Source organism: Bradyrhizobium sp. SZCCHNR1093 (genome assembly GCF_032381175.1).
Taxonomy (GTDB): Bacteria; Pseudomonadota; Alphaproteobacteria; order Rhizobiales; family Xanthobacteraceae; genus Bradyrhizobium.
Window position 1 is genome coordinate 104,067 of the sequence record NZ_JAUHJJ010000004.1, and the last position, 21,175, is coordinate 125,241.

At 65.4% G+C, this 21,175-nt stretch carries 19 protein-coding genes; 15 read left to right on the forward strand and 4 right to left on the reverse strand.

Annotated features, from left to right (window positions below; genetic code table 11):
* Positions 1-103 precede the first annotated feature (103 nt).
* Complete coding sequence (gene parE / locus QX070_RS15065) at positions 104-2,167, reverse strand: DNA topoisomerase IV subunit B (protein ID WP_315737816.1); 2,064 nt, start codon at positions 2,165-2,167, stop codon at positions 104-106.
* Between the two features lie 270 nt (positions 2,168-2,437).
* Here parE and QX070_RS15070 point away from each other — a divergent pair, with 270 nt between their 5' ends.
* From QX070_RS15070 to QX070_RS15115, 10 genes are all read left to right on the forward strand, one after another.
* Positions 2,438-2,968: a DedA family protein gene (locus QX070_RS15070; protein ID WP_315737817.1), complete on the forward strand. Its 531-nt coding sequence runs from the start codon at positions 2,438-2,440 to the stop codon at positions 2,966-2,968.
* 250 nt (positions 2,969-3,218) lie between these two features.
* Positions 3,219-3,884 (forward strand): FMN-binding negative transcriptional regulator, encoded by a 666-nt coding sequence (locus QX070_RS15075; RefSeq protein WP_315737818.1) that lies wholly within the window; start codon positions 3,219-3,221, stop codon positions 3,882-3,884.
* A complete protein-coding gene (gene argC / locus QX070_RS15080) occupies positions 3,881-4,873 on the forward strand; it encodes an N-acetyl-gamma-glutamyl-phosphate reductase (RefSeq protein WP_315737819.1) in 993 nt (330 codons plus the stop codon). Before QX070_RS15075 ends, argC begins: the two co-directional genes overlap by 4 nt.
* 117 nt (positions 4,874-4,990) lie before the next feature.
* Positions 4,991-6,217, forward strand: coding sequence for a threonine ammonia-lyase (locus QX070_RS15085; RefSeq protein WP_315737820.1), 1,227 nt, complete (start codon positions 4,991-4,993; stop codon positions 6,215-6,217).
* Between the two features lie 247 nt (positions 6,218-6,464).
* The gene (locus tag QX070_RS15090) at positions 6,465-7,724 is read left to right on the forward strand and encodes an extracellular solute-binding protein (protein ID WP_315737821.1); all 1,260 of its coding nucleotides are present in this window, start codon (positions 6,465-6,467) and stop codon (positions 7,722-7,724) included.
* A 1-nt stretch (position 7,725) separates the two neighbouring features.
* Positions 7,726-8,667, forward strand: coding sequence for a sugar ABC transporter permease (locus QX070_RS15095; RefSeq protein WP_315737822.1), 942 nt, complete (start codon positions 7,726-7,728; stop codon positions 8,665-8,667).
* Positions 8,660-9,508 (forward strand): carbohydrate ABC transporter permease, encoded by an 849-nt coding sequence (locus QX070_RS15100; protein ID WP_315737823.1) that lies wholly within the window; start codon positions 8,660-8,662, stop codon positions 9,506-9,508. Before QX070_RS15095 ends, QX070_RS15100 begins: the two co-directional genes overlap by 8 nt.
* A 22-nt stretch (positions 9,509-9,530) precedes the next feature.
* Positions 9,531-10,628, forward strand: a complete 1,098-nt coding sequence (locus tag QX070_RS15105) for a Gfo/Idh/MocA family oxidoreductase (protein WP_315737824.1) — start codon at positions 9,531-9,533, stop codon at positions 10,626-10,628.
* A 10-nt stretch (positions 10,629-10,638) separates the two neighbouring features.
* Positions 10,639-11,283 (forward strand): ThuA domain-containing protein, encoded by a 645-nt coding sequence (locus tag QX070_RS15110; protein WP_315712128.1) that lies wholly within the window; start codon positions 10,639-10,641, stop codon positions 11,281-11,283.
* A complete protein-coding gene (locus tag QX070_RS15115; protein WP_409999171.1) occupies positions 11,265-12,329 on the forward strand; it encodes a LacI family DNA-binding transcriptional regulator in 1,065 nt (354 codons plus the stop codon). The genes QX070_RS15110 and QX070_RS15115 overlap by 19 nt, the downstream gene beginning before the upstream one ends.
* Before the next feature lie 9 nt (positions 12,330-12,338).
* On the opposite strand, the gene QX070_RS15120 is transcribed toward QX070_RS15115, so the two are convergent.
* Both QX070_RS15120 and QX070_RS15125 read right to left on the reverse strand, forming a co-directional pair.
* Positions 12,339-12,737: an MAPEG family protein gene (locus tag QX070_RS15120; RefSeq protein ID WP_315737826.1), complete on the reverse strand. Its 399-nt coding sequence runs from the start codon at positions 12,735-12,737 to the stop codon at positions 12,339-12,341.
* A gap of 73 nt (positions 12,738-12,810) precedes the next feature.
* On the reverse strand, positions 12,811-14,616 hold the full coding sequence (locus QX070_RS15125) for a class I poly(R)-hydroxyalkanoic acid synthase (protein WP_315737827.1): 1,806 nt from the start codon (positions 14,614-14,616) through the stop codon (positions 12,811-12,813).
* Positions 14,617-14,985: 369 nt separating this feature from the next.
* Between QX070_RS15125 and QX070_RS33035 the strand changes: the two genes are divergently transcribed.
* The 5 genes from QX070_RS33035 (at position 14,986) to QX070_RS15150 (ending at position 20,037) form a co-directional block, all read left to right on the forward strand.
* Positions 14,986-15,174: a hypothetical protein gene (locus QX070_RS33035; RefSeq protein WP_409999088.1), complete on the forward strand. Its 189-nt coding sequence runs from the start codon at positions 14,986-14,988 to the stop codon at positions 15,172-15,174.
* Positions 15,175-15,408: 234 nt separating this feature from the next.
* Positions 15,409-16,629 (forward strand): LL-diaminopimelate aminotransferase, encoded by a 1,221-nt coding sequence (locus QX070_RS15135; protein WP_315737828.1) that lies wholly within the window; start codon positions 15,409-15,411, stop codon positions 16,627-16,629.
* Positions 16,630-16,668: 39 nt separating this feature from the next.
* Complete coding sequence (locus QX070_RS15140) at positions 16,669-17,988, forward strand: homoserine dehydrogenase (protein ID WP_315737829.1); 1,320 nt, start codon at positions 16,669-16,671, stop codon at positions 17,986-17,988.
* Between the two features lie 204 nt (positions 17,989-18,192).
* Positions 18,193-19,194, forward strand: coding sequence for a class II fructose-bisphosphatase (glpX, locus tag QX070_RS15145; RefSeq protein ID WP_315737830.1), 1,002 nt, complete (start codon positions 18,193-18,195; stop codon positions 19,192-19,194).
* A 123-nt stretch (positions 19,195-19,317) separates the two neighbouring features.
* On the forward strand, positions 19,318-20,037 hold the full coding sequence (locus QX070_RS15150; RefSeq protein WP_315737831.1) for a haloacid dehalogenase type II: 720 nt from the start codon (positions 19,318-19,320) through the stop codon (positions 20,035-20,037).
* A 10-nt stretch (positions 20,038-20,047) separates the two neighbouring features.
* Here the strand turns inward: QX070_RS15150 and QX070_RS15155 are convergent, their stop codons facing one another.
* Positions 20,048-21,136, reverse strand: coding sequence for a methyl-accepting chemotaxis protein (locus tag QX070_RS15155; RefSeq protein ID WP_315737832.1), 1,089 nt, complete (start codon positions 21,134-21,136; stop codon positions 20,048-20,050).
* Positions 21,137-21,175 lie beyond the last annotated feature (39 nt).

The following is a 21,175-nucleotide window of genomic DNA, read 5'->3' on the forward strand; positions in this document are numbered from 1 at the left end:
GCGGGACGCCTTAGCTTTCTGTAAACAACTGAAACAGAAAGAGAAAAGCAGGCCCAGGCGAGCGAATGGAACCTGCAATCGAGGCGTGAAATCGGGTCAAAAGCTAGACGTCGAGCAGCTCGTCGCTGGCGAATTCGGCCTTTTCCGAAATGAAGGCGAAGCGGGCCTCTGCCTTGGTCCCCATCAGCCGCTCGACCGAGTCGGCGGTGCCGTCGCGATCCTCGGCCAGCAGAACCACGCGCAGCAGGGTGCGCTTGGCCGGATCCATGGTGGTTTCCTTGAGCTGGGCCGGCATCATCTCGCCGAGACCTTTGAAGCGGCCGATCTCGACCTTGGCGTTGGCATTGAACTCGCGCTTCAGGAGCTCGTCCCGATGGGCATCGTCGCGCGCGTAGAACGTCTTGCTGCCATGGGTGAGCCGGTAGAGCGGCGGCACGGCGAGGTAGAGATGCCCTTCGTCGATCAGCGGCCGCATCTGCCGGTAGAAGAAGGTGATCAGCAGCGAGGCGATGTGGGCGCCGTCGACGTCGGCGTCGGTCATGATGATGATGCGCTGGTAGCGCAGATCCTCTTCGCGATACGACGTGCCGGTGCCGGCGCCGATCGCCATCACGAGATCGGCGAGCTGGGCGTTGGCGGTCAGCTTGTCCTTGCCGGCCGAGGCCACGTTGAGGATCTTGCCGCGCAGCGGCAGCACCGCCTGCTTCTTGCGGTCGCGCGCCTGCTTGGCGCTGCCGCCGGCCGAATCGCCCTCGACAATGAACAGCTCGGAGCCCTCGGTGCCCGCGTCGGTGCAGTCGGCGAGCTTGCCGGGCAGGCGCAGCTTCTTGGTCGCGGTCTTGCGCGCCGTCTCCTTTTCCTGACGGCGGCGGATACGCTCCTCGGCGCGCTCGATGACGAAATCGAGCAGGCGATTCGCCTGCACCGGATTGCCCGACAGCCAGTGATCGAACGGGTCCTTGACGGCCTGCTCGACGATGCGCTGGGCCTCTGCCGTGGCGAGACGGTCCTTGGTCTGGCCCTGGAATTCCGGTTCGCGCACGAACACCGAGAGCATGATGGCGGCGCCCGCCATGATGTCCTCGGAGGTGATGTTGGCCGAGCGCTTGCCCTGGCCGACGCGCTCGGCGTGGTCCTTCAGGCCACGCAGCAGCGCGCTGCGGATGCCGGATTCGTGCGTGCCGCCGTCGGGCGTCGGAATCGTGTTGCAATAGGAGGACAGGAATCCGTCGGCGTCCGCGGTCCAGGCCACCGCCCATTCGCAGCCGCCATGGCCACCGGTGCGGCCCGACTTGCCGGCGAAGATATCCGGATGGACCAGCGTGTCGGCATGGATCGCGGCGGCCAGATAGTCCTTCAGGCCGCCGGGGAAGTGGAAGGTCGCCTCGGGCTGAACGTCCTCGATGCCCTTCAGCAGCGACGGATCGCATTTCCAGCGGATCTCGACGCCGCCGAACAGATAGGCCTTCGAGCGCGCCATCTTGAACAGGCGCTGCGGCTTGAACGTCGCCTTGGCGCCGAAGATGGTCGGGTCGGGTTGGAAACGCACCCGTGTGCCGCGCCGGTTGGCGACCTTGCCGACCTCCTCGAGCTTGCCCTTCGGGTGGCCGCGCTCGAACACCATGCGGTAGAGCTTCTGGTTGCGGGCAACCTCAACCTCGAGCCGGGTCGACAGCGCGTTCACCACGGAGATGCCGACGCCGTGCAGGCCGCCCGAGGTCTCGTAGACCTTGGAATCGAACTTGCCGCCCGCGTGCAGGGTGCACATGATGATCTCGAGCGCCGACTTCTTCGGAAATTTGGGATGGGGATCAATCGGAATGCCGCGGCCGTTGTCGGTCACGGTGAGGAAGCCTTCGGCGTCGAGCTCGACTTCGATGAAGGTGGCGTGGCCGGCCAGCGCCTCGTCCATCGAGTTGTCGATGACCTCGGCGAACAGGTGGTGCAGCGCCTTCTCGTCGGTGCCGCCGATATACATGCCGGGGCGGCGCCGCACCGGCTCCAGGCCCTCGAGGACCTCGATGTCACGGGCAGTGTAATCGCCCTCGGCACCCGCAGAGCGGGCGGCTGGCTTGGCCGGAGCCTTGCCCTTTGCGGCGAACGCCGCCAACGGGTCCGTGACGCCCTTGGCCTTGGCTTTTGCAGCTGATTTCAACGGCTTACCCATGGAATCTGATGTTGCGTGTGCGCAAGATGGAACGAATCGTTGGGCCTGACTATGCCATGGACCGGCATAAAACAATGACCCGGGAAACAACGACGTTCACCGGCCCGCCACGTCTTGGCCGGTTCCGATCGCCGGATCGACGCTGTTCACGCGGTTCAGCCGGTTGTTGTGACTTGAAGTGGGCGGGTTCGGTGGCGTACCAGTCTGCGCCAGGGAACCGCGAAGGCCTTCAAGCACTTAAGCGCCCCGGAGCAGAAAGGCGTCGAGCAGATGGAAGATTTTGGCCGCGCGGTTGCCGACTTCGTGCGCGACCATCAGGCCTGGGCTGCTCCGATCGTCCTGCTGCTTGCCTTTGGCGAGTCCCTGGCCTTTGTCTCACTCCTGATTCCCGCCTGGGGCGCCCTGGTCGCGATCGGCGCCCTGATCGGCGCCACCGGGATCAGCTTCTGGCCGATATGGCTGGCCGGGGGCATCGGCGCCGCGCTCGGCGACTGGCTCTCCTATTGGTTCGGCTACCGCTACAAGGATCGTGTCGCCCAGATGTGGCCACTGTCGCGCTACCCGGAGATGCTTCCGCGCGGCGAGGCCTTCGTGCGCGATTGGGGCGTGCCGAGCATCTTCATCGGCCGGTTCTTCGGCCCGTTGCGTGCATCGGTGCCGCTGGCGGCGGGCATTTTCGAGATGCCCTACATGGTGTTCCAGATCGCCAACTTCGTGTCGGCGCTGGTGTGGTCGGCGGTGCTGCTGCTGTTCGGCGACATCATCGGGCGCATCATGGAATGGCTGTGGCATGCGGTCTGATGCCAGCCCTAAAAACGGGAACCGGGCCGACTTGCGAGCTTGACGCAGGAACCCGGCGGCCTTATAGGCCTGCCCCCATGATCAACGCAGCGACCAACATGATCGCCGAAATGCGCCGTCGTACCCCCGCGGTACGGGCGATGATCTGCGTCTAGATCACAGCCCCTGCCGCCGGATCCGAATCCCGCGGCAGACTTTCTCCTTGCAGCGCGATTGATCAGGCGGCTCCTTCGTCCAGCAGGAGTTTCCGATGTACACGCCACCACCCTTCAAGCCCGATCGCGCCGCGAGCCTCGGCTTTGCAGACGCGCGCGGCTTCGGCACGGTGTGCGCGTCGGACGGCACCAAGCCGATCGCGTCCTCCGTGCCGTTTCATCTCGGGGCGCTCAACGACGGCACGCCGCAGGCGTTCTTCCACGTCGCCCGCGGCAATCCGCTGGCGAAGCTCGCCGACGGCGCGACGCCGTGGCTGCTCGCCGTCAACGGCGCCGATGCCTATGTGTCGGCCGACTGGTACGTCTCGCCCGATCAGGTGCCGACCTGGCTTTATCAGGCAGTACATCTGACCGGCCCGGCACGCATCCTGTCGGAGGCGGAACTCGCAGAGCAGGTGGATGCGGTCAGTGCCAAGTTCGAGCAAAGGCTGTTGCCGAAAACGCCGTGGACCTCGGACAAGATGAGCGCTGGCCGGCTTGAGGCGATGCGCAAGGCGATCGTCGGCATCGTGATGACGATCGACCAGGTCGAAGGCAGTTTCAAGCTCAACCAGCACAAGTCCGAAGCCGACTATGCGGCGGTCGCAACCCGGCTCGGCGAGCGGCCCGACATCGGCTCGCAACAGATATCGTCTCTCATGCGGCAGGCGCGGCCCCAGGCCTTTGCCGGCGGAACCCACCCCTCAAGGAGCGTGTCATGACCGTGATCGATAGCAACTTGCCGAAAGCTCACACCGCCTCCGGGGCTGCGGCGCGCGCCGTGTTCGTCGACGGCGGCTCGGGCACGACCGGCTTGGGAATCGCCGAGCGGCTCCGGCACCAGCCGGACATCGTCGTGAAGACGATCGCCGAGGACAAGCGCAAGGATCCAGCGGCCAAGCGGGCGCTGATGGCGGAGGTCGATCTCGTCATCCTCTGCCTGCCGGATGATGCGGCCAAGGAGACGGTGGCGCTGATCGACGGCATGGGAAATGCCGCGCCGAAGGTGCTGGACGCGTCGACCGCGTATCGGGTCGCGCCGGACTGGGCCTATGGCTTCCCCGAACTGGCCGCCGACCAGGCCGACAAGATCCGGAATGCACGGAAGGTCTCCAATCCCGGCTGCTATCCCACCGGCGGCATCGCGCTGCTGCGGCCGCTGGTCGATGCCGGCCTGCTGCCGCAGGACTATCCCGTCACGGTGAACGCGGTGAGCGGCTATTCCGGCGGCGGCAAGACGATGATCGCGGCCTTTGAGAATGGCACCGCGCCGAACTTCGAGCTGTACGGTCTCGGCCTCGAGCACAAGCATCTGCCTGAGCTGCAGCTCTATTCGCGGCTGACCCGGCGGCCGATCTTCATTCCCTCGGTCGGCAACTACCGGCAGGGCATGCTGGTCTCGGTGCCGCTGCAGCTCGACACGCTGCCGGGCAAGCCGTCTGGCTCAGACCTGCAGGCCGCCCTGGCGAAGCACTATGCCGGCAGCCAATACGTCTCGGTGATGCCGCTCGATGGTGCGGCGGCCAAGAGCGGCCGTCTGGAGCCGGAGGCGCTCAACGAGACCAACAAGCTCGAGCTCTACGTCTTCGCCAGCGACAAGCATCACCAGGCCGTGCTGGTGGCGCGGCTCGACAATCTCGGCAAGGGCGCGTCGGGCGCGGCCGTGCAGAACATGCGGCTGATGCTCGGGCTACCCGATCTCGGCAGCTAAGATCGATCTGGATCATCCGGTCGCGGAAGCGCCCGGCACGATCGGCAACATCATGCGACGGCCGGCGTTCCGCCGGCCGCGATGTGCAACGACGCACGCTGAGGAATGGGCAGACCCATGACCCCCACCGATCTGAATGCGCTGGCCGTCACCGTGAGCGATGTGCGAGCCGCCGCGGCGACCATCCACGGCGCCGTACTCGCGACCGCCTGCAACCAGAGCCGGACGCTCGGCGAGATCTGCGGATGCAACATCTGGCTGAAATTCGAGAACCTGCAGTTCACGTCCTCGTTCAAGGAGCGCGGCGCGCTGAACCGGCTGAATGCGCTGTCCGCCGAGCAGCGCGAACGCGGCGTGATCGCGATGTCGGCCGGTAACCACGCGCAGGGTGTCGCCTACAACGCGCGGCGTCTCGGCATTCCCGCGACCATCGTGATGCCGGTGGGCACGCCGATGGTGAAGGTGGAGAACACCAGGCGGCACGGCGCCGAGGTCGTGATTTCCGGCGCCACCTTGGAGGAGGCGGGCGCGTTCGCCAGGGAGCACGGCGCGGCTCACGGCATGACCATGATCCACCCTTACGACGATCCGCTGATCATCGCGGGGCAGGGCACGGTGGCGCTGGAGATGCTCGCGGTGGTCCCCGAGCTCGATACGCTCGTGGTGCCGATCGGCGGCGGCGGGCTGATCTCCGGCATGGCGGTCGCGGCGCGCGCGATCAAGCCGGGCTTGCGCATCGTCGGCGTTCAGGCCGAGCTCTATCCGTCGATGTACAACGCCATCCGCGGCAGTCAGCTGCCGATGCGCGGCGACACGCTCGCCGAGGGCATCGCGGTGAAATCGCCGGGCCGGATCACGACCGAGATCATCCGCCATCTCGTCGACGACATCCTGCTCGTCACCGAACCGCAGATCGAGCGGGCGCTTGCCACCCTGATCTCGATCGAGAAGACGGTCGTCGAAGGCGCCGGCGCCGCCGGTCTCGCGGCCGTGCTCGCGCACCCCGCGCAGTTTGCCGGACGCAATGTCGGGCTTGTGCTGAGCGGCGGCAACATCGACACCCGGCTGATCGCCTCGGTCCTCACCCGCGAACTGGCGCGCGAGGGGCGGCTGACGCAGCTGTCGATCGACATCGTCGATCGTCCCGGACAGCTTGCTGCCGTCTCCACATTGCTGGCGGACGCAGGCGCCAACATCATCGAGGTGTCGCACCAGCGCACGTTCTCCGACCTGCCGGCGAAGGCGACCTTGCTGGAGCTGGTGATCGAGACGCGCGACCAGGGGCATCTCAACGACGTGATGGCAAAACTGGTGGCCGCCGATTTCAAGGCGCGCTGCACCTGAGCGTCAGGCGATCTCCAGCAGATCCTTCGCGGTGCGGCAGACGTCCGCTCCGCATTTTCCAGGCGAAAGGCGCGTGCGGCTGCCCGCCGATTCTTGCTCAGCCCAATTAGCAATCTCTCTGTCTGCTCGTGAAGCTGTTCGCAAATGCGAACACGTTTGAGGTTTGCTCGGTCAGAATTTCAGTTGCGTACCTCAAAAAATGAGGACAGGATTACCGCAACAAAAAAGACGGTTGGGAGGATTTCTGATGAGACTGCTCGCGAAGCTGGGACTCGCCGCTGCCGCATGCCTGCTCTGGGCCAACGCCGCGAGCGCCGATACGACCGTGAAATGGCTGCATATCGAGGTCAATCCGGCGCAGGTGAAGATCTGGGAGGAGGTGGCCCGCGCCTATGAGGCGTCGCATCCGGGCGTCAAGATCGAGATGCAGTTCCTCGAGAACGAGGCCTACAAGGCCAAGCTGCCGACCATCCTGCAATCCAAGGACCGCCCGAACATCATCTACAGCTGGGCCGGCGGCGTTCTGAAGGCGCAGATCGAGGCTGGCGTACTCGAGGACATCACCGAGCAGGTGAAAGGCTACAGCGACAGCGTGACTCCGGCGGCGCTTGCGGCATTCACCGATAGCGGCCACGTCTACGGCCTTCCGATCTCGCTCTCGCAAGTCGGCTTCGTCTGCAACAAGGAGCTGATGGCCAAGGCGAAGGTCGATCCCACGGCGATCAAGAGCTGGGACGATCTGCTGAGCGCCGTGAAGACGTTGAAGGCGGCCGGCGTGACCCCGATCGTGGTCGGCGGCGCCGACAAATGGCCGCTGCACTTCTATTGGACGCATCTTGCGGTGCGCATCGGCGGCAAGCCGGCATTCGACGCGGCGCTGCGCGGCGAGAATGGCGGCTTTGCCGGCGACACCTTCGTCAAATCAGGCGAGCTGTTCAAGCAGCTCGTCGATTTGCAGCCGTTCCAGAACGGCTTTCTTGGCTTCAAGAATCCGCAGGCGGTCGGTTATTTCGGCGATGGCAAGGCGGCGATGACGCTCGCGATCAGCTCGGTCTACAATCTCCAGCGGGCGCTCGCCGCCGACAAGGTCGGGTTGAGCGAAGACAAGATCTGCTGGTTCGATTTTCCGGTCGTGCAAGGCGGCAAGGGGGCGCCGACGGATACGCTCGGCGGCATCACCGGCTGGCTGGTCACCAAGGGCTCGCCGAAGGAAGCGGTCGATTTCCTAAAGTACTTCATCTCGAAAGATGTGCAGACACGGCTGGCGGCAGGGAATTTCGTCATCCCGGTGGTGCAGGGCGCGGAGGCAGGCCTCAACAACTCCTTCATGAAGCTGATCGCCGCCAATCTGGCGAAATCGAACTATCACCAGAACTTTTATGACCAGAGCCTCGGCCCCTCGGTCGGTCGCGTCGTCAACGACGTCTCCGCGGAGATCGCGGGTGGCAGCATGAGCCCGCAGGACGCCGCCAAGGCGATCGAGGCGGCGCGGAAGCAGGGCAACTGACGTGGCAAGGCCATTCGCGGGCTCGCCGGCGATGGGTGTGTCGCCGGCATCGCTCTCGTCTCGCGCGGTGCGTGGCCCGAGCTGGGACGGCCGCTTCACCGTCCTGATCCTGTTCCTGCCGCCGGCGCTGCTGCTGTTCACGCTGTTCGTGGTGCTGCCGATCGGCGAGGCCGCCTGGTACTCGGGCTTCAATTGGAATGGGTTTGGCAGGCCGACCAACTGGATCGGCTTTGACAACTATCGCTTCGTGCTGGAGACACGGGCGTTCTGGCTCGCGCTTCGCAACAATGGTCTGATCGTCGCGGTCTCGCTTTGTGTCCAGCTACCGCTTGCGCTGACGCTGGCCTTGATGCTTGCGGAGCGGTTCCGCGGCGCAGTGGCGCTGCGGATGCTGTTCTTCATGCCCTATATCCTCGCCGAGATCGCGACCGGGCTGATCTTCAGCTTCGTCTATGACGGCGATTACGGCCTGGTCGCCTCGATCTGGCGCAGCTTTGGCGCCGACCCGCCGCATCTCCTGGCCTCGACCGACACGGCGATGCTGGCAGTGCTGATCGTGATCGTCTGGAAGTATTTCGGCTTCCACATGATGCTGTTCATCGCCGCGCTCCAGAGCATCGACAAGAGCCTGATCGAGGCCGCCCGGATCGACGGTGCGACGCGGTCGCAGAGCCTGCGCCACGTCGTCATTCCCTTGCTCCATCCGACGATCCGGCTCTCGGTGTTCTTCGCCATTGTCGGCTCGCTGCAGCTGTTCGACCTGGTCATGCCGCTGACGCGCGGAGGGCCCGCCGACTCCTCGAATACGATGGTGAGCTTTCTCTACAACAACGGCATCTCCCGCATGCGGGTCGGCTACGGCAGCGCCATCGGCGTCATCCTGTTCGTGATCTGCGTGACCTTTGCCTTCACCTACAAGCGATGGTTCATGCGCGATGAATAGTGCCGAGGCCACCAGGGCGCCGTTCGATCCTGCCGTGCTGTTCAAGGCAGCGTTCCTCGCCATCGTCGCCATCTTCGTGCTGGTGCCGCTGCTCGCGACGCTGCTCGGTGGCTTCAAGTCGCTCGGGGAGCTGCGCGTCAACCCGTTCGGCCTGCCACAGCATTGGGAGTGGCAGAACTATGCCGACATCCTGTTCTCCGGGCGCTACTGGCAGCTGCTGCACAATTCGCTGATCATCTCGACGCTGACGGTCGTCCTGACTCTTATCGTCGCCTCGATGGCGGCCTTCACCTTTGCCCATGTCCGATTCTACGGCAGCTCGATGCTCTTGAGCTATTTGACGCTCGGCCTGCTGTTTCCGGCGGCGACCGCGGTGTTGCCGCTGTTCATCAAGGTGCGCGATCTCGGGCTGCTCGACACCTATTTCGGCGTCGCACTGCCGCAGGTCGCCTTCAGCCTCGCCATGAGCGTGCTGCTGCTGCGCCGCTTCTTCAAGGACATCCCCTACGAGCTGCTCGAGGCCGCGCTGGTCGACGGCTGCAGCTATATAAAATTCTTCCGCTACGTGACGTTGCCATTGTCGCGCCCGATCCTGGCGACGGTCGGCACCATCACCTTCGTCAACAGCTGGAACGCCTATCTGCTGCCGCTCGTGATGCTCAACACCGATGCGCTGTATCCATGGCCGCTCGGCATCATGGTCTATCAGGGCGAGTATTCGTCCGAGTGGCACCTGATCCTCGCCTTCATCACCCTGACCATCCTGCCCACCATCATTCTGTTCCTCCTGGCGCAGAAGCACATCGTTGCTGGCCTGACATCAGGCGCGGTCAAGGGATGAACGGGACCTCACGGAGACCACAATGAGAAAAGTCGGCATCGGCATCATCGGCTGCGGCAACATCAGCACCGCCTATCTGAAGGCGGCCCAGCGCTTCCCCGTTCTGGACATCAAGGCGCTCGCCGACATGCGCAGCGACGCAGCCGAGCGACAGGGCGCAGCCTTCGGCCTGCCGGCGATGCGGGTTGATCAATTGCTGAAGCGCGATGACGTCGAGATCGTCATCAATCTCACCGTGCCGCTCGCCCATACCGACGTCAGTCTCGCCGTGCTGAATGCCGGCAAGCACGTGCATTCCGAGAAGCCGCTCGGAATCGACGTCGCGGAAGCCCGCAAGGTGATCGAGCTTGCCGCGCAGAAGAACCTGCGGGTCGGCTGCGCGCCCGACACGTTCCTTGGCGGCGGCCACCAGACCGCGCGCAAGCTGATCGACGACGGCGCGATCGGCAGGCCTGTGGCGGGCAGCGCGTTCTTCGGCTGTCCCGGCCATGAGCGCTGGCATCCGGCGCCGGGCTTCTATTACCTGCGCGGCGGCGGGCCGATGCTCGACATGGGCCCGTACTACGTCACCGATCTCGTGCAACTGCTCGGCCCGGTCGTGAGCGTCATGGGCTCCACGGCGCGCCCGCGATCAGAGCGCCTTGTCACCAGCCAACCGATGAACGGCACGCTGATCCCGGTCGAGGTCGCGACCCACGTCGCGGGCACGCTCGAGTTCGAGAGCGGGGCGGTGGTCTCGGTCACCATGAGTTTCGACGTTCCGAAGCACCGGCACGCGCCCATCGAGATCTATGGCGCCGAGGGTAGCATGCTGGTGCCGGACCCCAACCGCTTCGGTGGCGAGGTCCAGGTCGCCAAGACCGGCGGCGACTGGCAGACGATGCCGTTGACGCATGGTCACGTCGACGGCGAGTTCCGCTCCATCGGTGTCGCCGACATGGCGACCGCGATCCTGAACGACCGGCCGCATCGGGCCAGCGGTGCGCTCGCCTTCCACGTGCTGGAGGTCATGGAGGCGTTCCAGACCTCCGCAAACGAAGGCCGGCGGGTCAGGATCGAGAGCCGCGTGGAGCGGCCAGCGATGTTGCCTGTTGGACGCGACACCGGACAGATCGACTGAGGACAGAGACATGCGCAAGGCAATGATTGTATGGGGCGGCTGGCCAGGACATGACCCCGATCTGTGCGCCTCGATGATCCGCGGCTGGCTGAAGGCGGAAGGCTTCGAGGTGCGGATCGAGACCACGACGGCCGCGTTCGCAGATCCTGCGATCCACGATCTGTCGCTAATCATTCCAATCTACACGATGTCCAAGATCGAGAAGGCGGAAGCGCTCAATCTCTGCGCGGCGGTGCGCAGCGGGGTCGGGCTCGCCGGCCATCATGGCGGCATGTGCGATGCCTTCCGCGATTCGGTCGACTACCAGTTCCTGTGCGGCGGGCAATGGGTCGCCCATCCCGGCAACATCATCGACTACCGGGTCGACTTGACCAGGCCGGACGATCCCATCATGAAGGGCCTGACAAGTTTCGAGCACCGTTCCGAGCAGTATTACATGCATGTCGATCCGGCCAACGAGGTGTTGGCGACCACGACCTTCACCGGAGAGCACGCCCCATGGATCGAGGGCGTGGTGATGCCGGTGGTCTGGAAGAAGCGTTACGGCGCGGGCAGGGTATTCTATTCTTCGCTCGGCCACCGCGCCTACGAGCTCGACGTGCCGGAGATCCGGACGTTGATGACCCGCGGCATGCTATGGGCGGCGCGCGAGTGACGGCTGACGTGAACCCGTTACCGGTCCGGGCCACGCTGGAGGACGTCGCGCGGACGGCGGGCGTGTCGCTCGCCACCGTCGACCGCGTCATCAACCGGCGCGAGGGCGTGCGTGCCAAGACCGTTGCCCGGGTGGAGGCCGCTGTTGCCAAGCTGGGTTATCGCGCCGACGTCGCAGCGGCACGGCTCGCGCGCGGCCAGAGCTTCCGCTTTGCCTTCGTGCTGCCGACCGGTGGCAACAGCTTCATGACCATCCTGACCGAGCAGGTCCAGCGCACGGCAGAGTGGCTGGCCGGCCAGCGCGGCTTCATCGATATCCTCCACGTCGACGTGTTCGATCCTGACGTGCTGGCCGGTGCGCTGGAGAACCTGTCGCCGGCCTATCAGGGCGTTGCGGTCATCGCGCTGGATCACCCCAGAGTGCGCGCCGCGATCGACGAGCTCACCGCGCGCGGCGTCGCGGTGGTGACCCTGGTCTCGGATGCTCCGAGCTCGCGCCGCCTGCACTATGTCGGCATCGACAACCCTGCCGCGGGACGGACGGCGGCCACGCTGATGGGACGCTACCTCGGCGGCCGCGAGGGGACGGTTGCCGTGATCGCGGGATCATTGTCGCTGCGCGATCACGCCGAGCGGCAATTCGGCTTTCACCAGATCCTGTCCAGCGAGTACCCGAACCTGCTCGCGCTTCCGGCCATCGAGGGCCGCGATGAGAGCGAGCGCACGCGGGAGCTGACCGCCGCGCTGCTCGCCCGCCATCCGGATCTGCGCGGCATCTACTGCTGCGGCGCCGGCAACCGCGGCATCGCCGACGCGCTCGAGGCATCCGGCCGCGCCCGGGATGTGGTCTGGATCACCCATGAGCTGACCCAGCACACGCGGCGGTTCCTGGTCCGCGGAACGCTGGACGCCATCATCAACCAGGACCCTGGCCACGAGGCGCGCTCGGCGGCGCGCATTCTGCTCGCGCACTGCTCGGGGGAGCCGATCAGTCCAGACCAGGAGCGCATCCGCATCGATATCTTTCTGCGGGACAATCTGCCCTAGCAGATCGGCCTAGAGCCAGCCGAAGATGGCGAGCGCCAGGATGGCCTGGGCGATGAAGCCGACCACGAACGCTAGCGTCCGGAACACGGGCAGGCCGATCGCGTAGACGATGACGTGGGCCACCCGCGACCAGAAATAGACGGCGCAGGCGAGCACGGTCCATTTGGTCGAATAGTCGATCGCGTTGAGGATCAGCACCAGCGGCGCGAAGATCACGAGGTTCTCGACCGCATTGTCGTGCGCGAACATCAGCCGCGTTGCCCACGGCGCGTGCGGCTTGTCGTTGCGGGAGGGGTTGGCCATCGCGCCCGTGAGGCCGCGGACCTGGCAGCGGTTCAGGATGTAGGGAACCCACAGCAGGCCGGTCAGAATGACCGTGAGCGTCAGCCAGAACAGTTCGCGCGTCATCGAGATCCCCTCAACTGATTCCCGTCCCGTCCCGGCGGGACGGAGCGGTTATAGTCAATCGCGGCGGATCACGCTATGCGCGGACGCGGACATAGGAGCCCGGCGCATCCTCGAGCGGTGGATAGGCCTCGCTGCCGACGCCGCGCGCGGGAACCTCTTCCGGATCGAGCTGGCTCAGCCATTCGCGCCAGTCCGGCCACCAGGAGCCCTTGTGCTCCTGCGCGCCCTTGATCCAGTCCTTCAGCGAGATGTCGTGGATCTGGTCGTTGGTCCAGTACTGATACTTGCCGGAGGAGGGCGGGTTGACGACGCCGGCGATGTGGCCGGAGCCCGACAGCACGTACTTCACCGGCCCGCCGAAGAATTGCGAGCCGTACAGCACGGAGTCGGCCGGCGCGATGTGGTCCTCGCGGGTGGCGAGGTTGTAGACCGGCACCTTCACCTTGGAGAGATCCAGCAGCGTGTTATCCAGCACCATCGTGCCCTGCGTCAGCCGGTTCTCCAGATAGCAGTTGCGCAGGTAGTAGGAATGGTTCGCCGCCGACATCCGCGTGGCGTCCGAGTTCCAGTGCAGCAGGTCGAACGCCTGCGGCGGTTGGCCCTTGAGGTAGTTGTTGATGACATAGGACCAGATCAGGTCGTTCGAGCGCAGCATGTTGAAGGCCATCGCCATCTTGCTGCCCTCGAGCACGCCCGACGCCTGCATGTCGCGCTCCAGCGCCGAGATCTGGGTTTCGTCGACGAACACCAGCAGATCGCCGGCATGGGTGAAGTCGACCTGCGCCGCGAGGAAGGTCGCCGAGGTCACGCGCTGGCGGCGTTTGTCGGCGAGCCAGGCCAGCGTGGTCGCGAGCATGGTGCCGCCGACGCAATAGCCGAGCGTGTGCACCTTCATCTCACCGGTCACCTTCTCGATGACGTCCATCGCGGTGAGCGGGCCTTCCTTCATGTAATCATCCCAGGTCTTGGTCCCGAGCTTTTTGTCGGGATTGACCCAGGAGACCACGAACACCGTGAGGCCCTGATCGACGCACCATTTGATGAAGGATTTCTCGGGGCGCAGATCGAGGATGTAGAACTTGTTGATCCAGGGCGGCACGATCAGCAGTGGCGTGCGCAGCACGGTCTCCGTCGACGGCGCATATTGGATCAGCTGCATCATCTCGTTCTGGAAGATCACCTTGCCCGGCGTCGTCGCCATGTTGACGCCGACCTCGAGATTGCCCGGGTCGGACTGGCGGATCTTCAGCGAACCCTTGCCGGCTTCGATGTCCTCTGCGAGCATCTGCATGCCGCGCACCAGATTGTCGCCGCTCGACGTCACCGTCTGCCGCAGCACCTCCGGATTGGTCAGGACGAAATTCGAGGGCGCCAGCGCATTGGTGATCTGGTTGACGTAGAACTCGGCCTTCTTGCGCGTGTGCGGATCGAGGCCTTCGGCATTGTGGACGAGGTCCTGGGCCCACCGCGTCGTCAGCAGATAGGCCTGCATCACGAAATCGAAGAACTGGTTCGACTTCCATTCAGGATCGGCGAAGCGCTTGTCGCGCGGAGAGGGTGAAATGGCCGGGGGCGCGTCTTCGCCGGCGAGACGGCGCGCGGCCGAGCCCCACAAATCGAGATAGCCCTTGGCGATCTTGGTCTGGATGTCGCTGGCGCGCTCCTTGTCCGACAGCCAGTAGTCGGCGACGGCGGTGAAGGATTTGACGACCTCGGTCAATTCGGTCGGTGGCCGGTCCTGAACTTCGCCTGTCTCGCGCGGCTTCAGATAGGCCGAGAGCGCCTTGCCGCTGCTTTCCATGGCTTTCGCGATGTTCATCGCGAACGCTTCCGCATCGAATGTTTTTTCTGGATTGCTGCTGTTCTGAACGTCGGTCATGGCTCAATCACACTATCGCGTCGGGACCGTCTCGTCACCGCGCGAGATCAATAATCCGCGAGTTTGCGACAAATTCGATTTCTGATTGTTGCGTTGCGAAAAAATCTCTCGCTTCCGACATGTTGATCACGTAGCTGGATGAAATTCCTGTTCAAGCCGGTAACGTTTCGAGTGACAATTGGTTGTACTGCGGCAAAATGCGCCGCGCTGCGGTCGGACTGGGGACCGTTGACTGGATCTTGGGGACCGAGGGACGTGCGCGTGGGGACGCAGGGGCGAGGCTGGAGGTCGGAACGGCGCGCCCTTGTTGCGGGGCTCGTTGTGTTCGGCGCGCTCGCGCTTGCCGGGTGCTCCAGTCCAATCGCGGACATGCCGTCGCTCGACGCGGATGCGGTCGCCCGACCCAAGGAGCCGGGCGGGTATCTGCCCGTCAACGACGTGCCGCGCGACCGCGATGCGCCGATCATTTCGCCGCAGGAGCGCGCCAAGATCGAAAAGGAGTTGCTCGCGGCGCGTGACCGCCAGGCTTCGGCGGGCACCAGCACCAGGCCCAAATGATCGGCCAGGCGACCAAGGGCTGGGAGATCGGCCGCTCTGAGCGGCGTAATTGTCTGGCGTGGCGCGGCGGCCATGATAAAACACCGCAATCAACACCTCCGCGTGTCGTTGCCAGCCAAGCCGCGAGCCCGTGCTAAACTCCTGATCCAGCACCGGTTTCAATGCATGGCCCGCGTCGCCGCAGCGCCAGCTCTGCTGGCGAATCCGCCCCCGGTTGCCGGAGCCGAGAGACCCATGGAAGATTTCTATCGCATCCGCCGTCTGCCGCCTTACGTGTTCGAGCAGGTCAACCGGGCCAAGGCGGCCGCGCGGAACGCCGGGGCCGACATCATCGATCTCGGCATGGGCAATCCGGATCTGCCGGCGCCGCCGCACGTGCTGGAGAAGCTCAAGGAGACCCTGGGCAAGCCGCGCACCGACCGCTATTCGGCCTCGCGCGGCATCGTCGGGCTGCGCCGGGCGCAGGCCGCCTATTACGATCGCCGTTTCGGGGTGAAGCTCAATCCCGACACCCAGATCGTGGCGACGCTCGGCTCCAAGGAAGGCTTTGCCAACGTGGCGCAGGCGATCACCGCGCCGGGCGACGTCATTCTCTGTCCCAATCCGAGCTATCCGATCCACGCCTTCGGGTTCCTGATGGCGGGCGGCGTAATCCGCTCGGTGCCGTCCGAGCCGACGCCGCAGTTCTTCGAGGCAGCCGAGCGCGCGATCATCCATTCGATCCCGAAGCCGCTCGCGCTGATCGTCTGCTATCCGAGCAACCCGACCGCCTATGTCGCGAGCCTCGACTTCTATCGCGACCTCGTCGCATTCGCGAAGAAGCACGAGATCCTGATCCTGTCGGACCTCGCTTACGCCGAGGTGTATTTCGACGACAAGAACCCGCCGCCGTCCGTGCTGCAGGTGCCCGGCGCGATGGACGTCGCGGTCGAGTTCACCTCGATGTCCAAGACCTATTCGATGGCCGGCTGGCGCATGGGCTTTGCCGTCGGCAACGAGCGCATCATCGCAGCGCTCGCCCGCGTGAAATCGTATCTCGACTACGGCGCGTTCACCCCGGTGCAGGTCGCGGCCACGGCTGCCCTGAACGGTCCCGACGACTGCATCCGCGAGATGCGCGACGTCTATCGCAAGCGCCGCGACACGCTGGTCGAGGCGTTCGGCCGGGCCGGCTGGGAGATCCCGTCGCCTGAGGCCTCGATGTTCGCCTGGGCGCCTTTGCCGGAGAAGTTCAAGAGCCTCGGCAGCATGCAGTTCGCGACGCTCATGGTCGAGAAGTCCGGCGTGGCGGTGTCGCCGGGCGTCGGCTTCGGCGAGCATGGCGAGGGCTATGTCCGCATCGCGATGGTCGAGAACGAGCAGCGCATCCGGCAGGCCGCGCGCGGCGTCCGCCGCTTCCTTGAAAGCGGGATCGAAACGTTGCACAACGTCGTTCCCATCGCCAACCGGCGTTGAACCCTCCCGTATTTTCCTTTCGACAGGTTCTTTGATTCCATGGTCGCACCCCTGAGAGTGGGCATCGCGGGCCTCGGCACCGTGGGTGTCGAGGTCGTTCGTCTCATCGAGCGTCAGGGGCGCGTGCTCACCGAGCGGACGGGACGCCCGGTGAAGGTCGTTGCCGTGACGGCGCGGTCGAAGGCCAAGAAGCGCGGCATCGATCTGTCCGGGATCAAATGGGCCAAGGATCCGATCGCACTGGCTGGTGATCCCGAAATCGACTGCCTGGTCGAGCTGATGGGGGGCGCGGGTGATCCCGCGCTGTCGGCGATCGACACCGCGCTCAAGGCCGGCAAGTCGGTGGTGACCGCCAACAAGGCACTGATTGCGAAGCATGGCCTGAAGCTCGCCAAGGCGGCCGAGAAGCATGGTGGCGCGCTGAACTTCGAAGCGGCCGTCGGTGCCGCCATTCCGGTGATCAAGACCCTGCGCGAGGGGCTTGCCGGCACCGGCATCAACCGCGTCTATGGAATCCTGAATGGCACCTGCAACTACATCCTGACGCGGATGGAGCAGGAAGGGCTGTCGTTCGACGAGTGCCTCAAGGATGCCCAGCGCCTGGGCTATGCCGAGGCTGACCCGTCTTTCGACATCCACGGCCATGACACCGCACAGAAGCTTGCGATTCTGGCGAGCCTCGCCTTCGGCACCCAGGTGGCGCAGAACTCCGTCTATGTCGAAGGCATCTCCTCGATCGCGCCGGAGGACCTGCGCGCGGCCGCCGAGCTCGGCTACCGCGTCAAGTTGCTTGGCGTTGCCGTGCGCACCGCCAAGGGCATCGAGCAGCGGGTGCATCCGACGATGGTGCCGAAATCCTCCTCGATCGCCCAGGTCATGGGCGTGACCAACGCGGTCACGATCGACGGCGACGGTATCCCGCCGATCACGCTGGTCGGTCCGGGAGCAGGGGGCGCCGCCACGGCCTCCGCGGTCGTCGCCGACATCGCCGATGTCGCGCGCGGTATCCGCGCGGCGCCGTTCGGACGGCCGGTCGATAAGCTGCAGGCGACCGAGAAGGCCCCGATGGAGCGGCACGAGGGCGGCTACTACATCCGCCTGATGGCGCGCGACCATGCCGGCACGGCAGCGACCATCGCGACCCGGCTCGCCGAGCAGAAGATCTCGATCGAATCGATCGTGCAGCGCCATCCCAACGGCAGCGAGCCGGCGAAGACCGCCGGCAAGTCCGCTCCGGTCCCGGTGATCCTGATCACCTACGCGACCCACGAGGACGCCGTGCATCGCGCGCTCCAGGCGGTGCAGCGCGACAAGGTCATCAGCGGCAAGCCCCAGGTGATCCGGATCGAGAAGAACTAGCGCATGATGCACAGGGAACCGCTTGTCCCTGCTCAAACAAACGCGTGGCGTTTGGTATAGGTTCATGCTCAAACCGGGAGAGTAGACAGGCGGGGAACGGCCATTCGTGCCGACCGCCTGACCCGGCTGCCGCCCAGGGGGGCGGCGTGCGAGCGGTAGATTTTGATGGCGGATGTCCGCCGTGACGTCTTGAGGAGTTGACCGATGTCGACGCAGATTTCTGTCCCGCAACAATTGCTGCTCGAGCGCATCCTGACGCTGGAGCTGGTGCGCGTGACCGAACGGGCGGCGGTATCGGCGGCGCGGCTGCGCGGCCACGGCCAGGAGAAGCCGGCCGACCAGGCCGCCGTGGATGCGATGCGCCGCGAGCTCAACAAGCTGCCGATCGAAGGCACGGTCGTGATCGGAGAGGGTGAGCGCGACGAGGCGCCGATGCTCTATATCGGCGAGAAGGTCGGCCTCAATGCCGGCCCCAGGGTCGACATCGCGGTCGACCCGCTCGAGGGCACCACCCTGTGCGCCAAGAACATGCCCGGCGCGATCGCGACCATGGCGATGGCCGATGGCGGCACGCTCCTCCATGCTCCCGACGTCTACATGCAGAAGATCGCGGTCGGCCCCGGCTACGCCAAGGGCGTGGTCGACATCGACGCGACGCCTGCCGACAACGTCCGCCGGCTCGCCAAGGCCAAGGGCGTCGAGCCGGGCGCGATCACGGTGCTGGTGCTGGACCGCCCGCGCCATGCTGACATCATTCAGGGCGTGCGCTCGACCGGCGCTGCGGTACGCCTGATCACTGACGGCGACGTCGCCGGCGTGATCCACTGCGCCGATCCCGACAACACCGGCGTCGACATGTATCTCGGCACCGGCGGCGCGCCGGAGGGCGTGCTGGCCGCGGTGGCGCTGCGCTGCATCGGCGGCCAGATGCAGTGCCGCCTGATCCTCGACACCGAGGAGAAGCGCGAGCGCGCCCACAAGATGGGCGTCGGTGATCCCAAGATGATCTACGGCATCGAGGACATGGCCCGCGGCGACTGTCTGTTCGCGGCCACCGGCGTCACCACCGGCTCGCTGCTCTCCGGCGTCAAGTTCCGCAAGGACGGCGTCATCGAGACCGAGACCGTCGTGATGCGCTCGGTCACCGGCACGGTGCGCTACATCCGCGCCGAGCACCGCCAGCTGGCGAAATTCCACCTCGACTGATCCAGCACAGTCGTTCCGGGGCACGCGGAGCGTGAACCCGGAATCTCGAGACCGTGGCGCGAGATGCCGGGTCTGCGCGCTGTGCGCGCATCCCGGAATGACGAAATTGGAGAGCGGCTCAGCATGTCCGATCTGTCCATGGTCAAGGCGCTGGTGTTCGACGTGTTCGGCACTGTCGTCGACTGGCGCACCAGCCTGATCAACGACTTTACCGCGTGGTCGAAGACCCGCGGCATCCAGGGTGACTGGACCGCGCTGGTCGATGGCTGGCGCGGGCTCTATGTCGGCTCGATGGACGAGGTCCGGAGGCATCCGGAGCGCGGCTACGTCATCCTCGACGTGCTGCACCGGCGCTCGCTGGAGACGCTGGTCGCGCAGCTCGGCATCACCGGCCTCACCGAAGCCGATCTCGATCATCTCACCCGCGGCTGGCACCGGCTGCATCCGTGGCCCGACAGTGTCGCCGGGCTGACCCGGTTGAAGTCCAAATACATCATCGCGCCGCTCTCCAACGGCAATGTCGCGCTGCTCACCAACATGGCGAAGTTTGCGGGTCTGCCCTGGGACCTCGTGCTCTCCGCAGAGCTGTTCGCGCACTACAAGCCCGATCCCGAGACCTATCTCGGTGCCGCACGTCTCCTTGGCCTTTCGCCCGGCGAGGTGATGATGGTCGCCGCGCACAACAATGATCTCGAGGCGGCGCAACGCTACGGCCTCAAGACCGCCTTTGTCGCCCGCCCCACCGAATACGGCCCGCTGCAGAGCCGCGATTTCGAGGCCACCGGCGCCTGGGATATCGTCGCCGATGATTTCGGCGGCATCGCCGACCGGCTGGGCTGCTGATCCTCCTGCCTCACGCACCCGACACGATCACGCCGTACCAGCCGAGACCCTTGTAGGTCTCGTAGCCGGGCGTCGCGTGGAACGCGACCATGCGCCCGGAGATGTCCTGATAGAAGCCGCTGCGTTTGCCATCGAGCTTCAGCGACACCCGCTCGCTGAGAATGCCCTGGCCGTCCGAGGACGCGATGACGCGCAGATTCGAATCCACCAGCAGCACGCGCGCCTTGTCGCTTTCGCTGACGCGGACGCCCTGCACGATCGCGCGCGCCTGAGCCTCCCAGTCGAAATGAATGGCGAGCACGCCGAGCGGCTTGCCATGGGCCTTGCCGTCCTCGCGGACCGAGGCGCAATAGGTCGCGACCTGGGCGTTGCCGAGCAGCGGCTGGCACTCGACGTCGCCGGCGACGTAGTCGTCGCCCGAGCGCAGTCCGCGCGCCTCGCGAAACCATTTGGTGTCGGCGACGCTCTGGCCGACGACGTTGAAGCGGTCGGCGCGGCCGTTGGCGATCACCTTGCCGCTCGGATCGCACAGCCACAGATCGAGATAGACGGTGTAGGCCGACAGAATCACCGCGAGCCGATCGGAGACATGGGCGACGCGTGCGGCGTCTGGGTCCGCCGCGCAATCGACCACGGCCGAATCGGTCGCCCACCAGCGCACGTCGCAGGTCCGCTCGTAGAGATTGCGGTCGATCAGCTCGATCGCATTCAGCGCCAGATCGACCATGCGCTCGCCGCGCGCCCGCTCGGTCATGCGTTCGATCGAGCTCTTCAGATTGCCGGTGCGGGTCGTGAGCTGGCCTTCCAGCTCGCGCGCGATGGTCTCGACGAGCTGTCCGACGGCGCGGACCTCCTGGGCCACCACGGCGAAGCCCGCGCCCTGGGCGCCGACCCGCGAGCTCTCGATCAGCGCGTTCAGCGCCAGCATCTTCATCTGGTTGGTGATCTGCTGGATCGACTTGGTCTTCTCGCAGGCGATCTGATTGACCTCGCCGGTGAGCCGGGCGATCAGCGCCGAGACGTCGGTCTCGTCATCCTTGGGAGTCGTTTGTGCCGGAGCGGCGGAGGGCTGCGTCTTCAACTCGGGCGCGGTCAGCATCGGCAATGAACTCCATGTTGCCGCGCCTCCTGGTCGGCA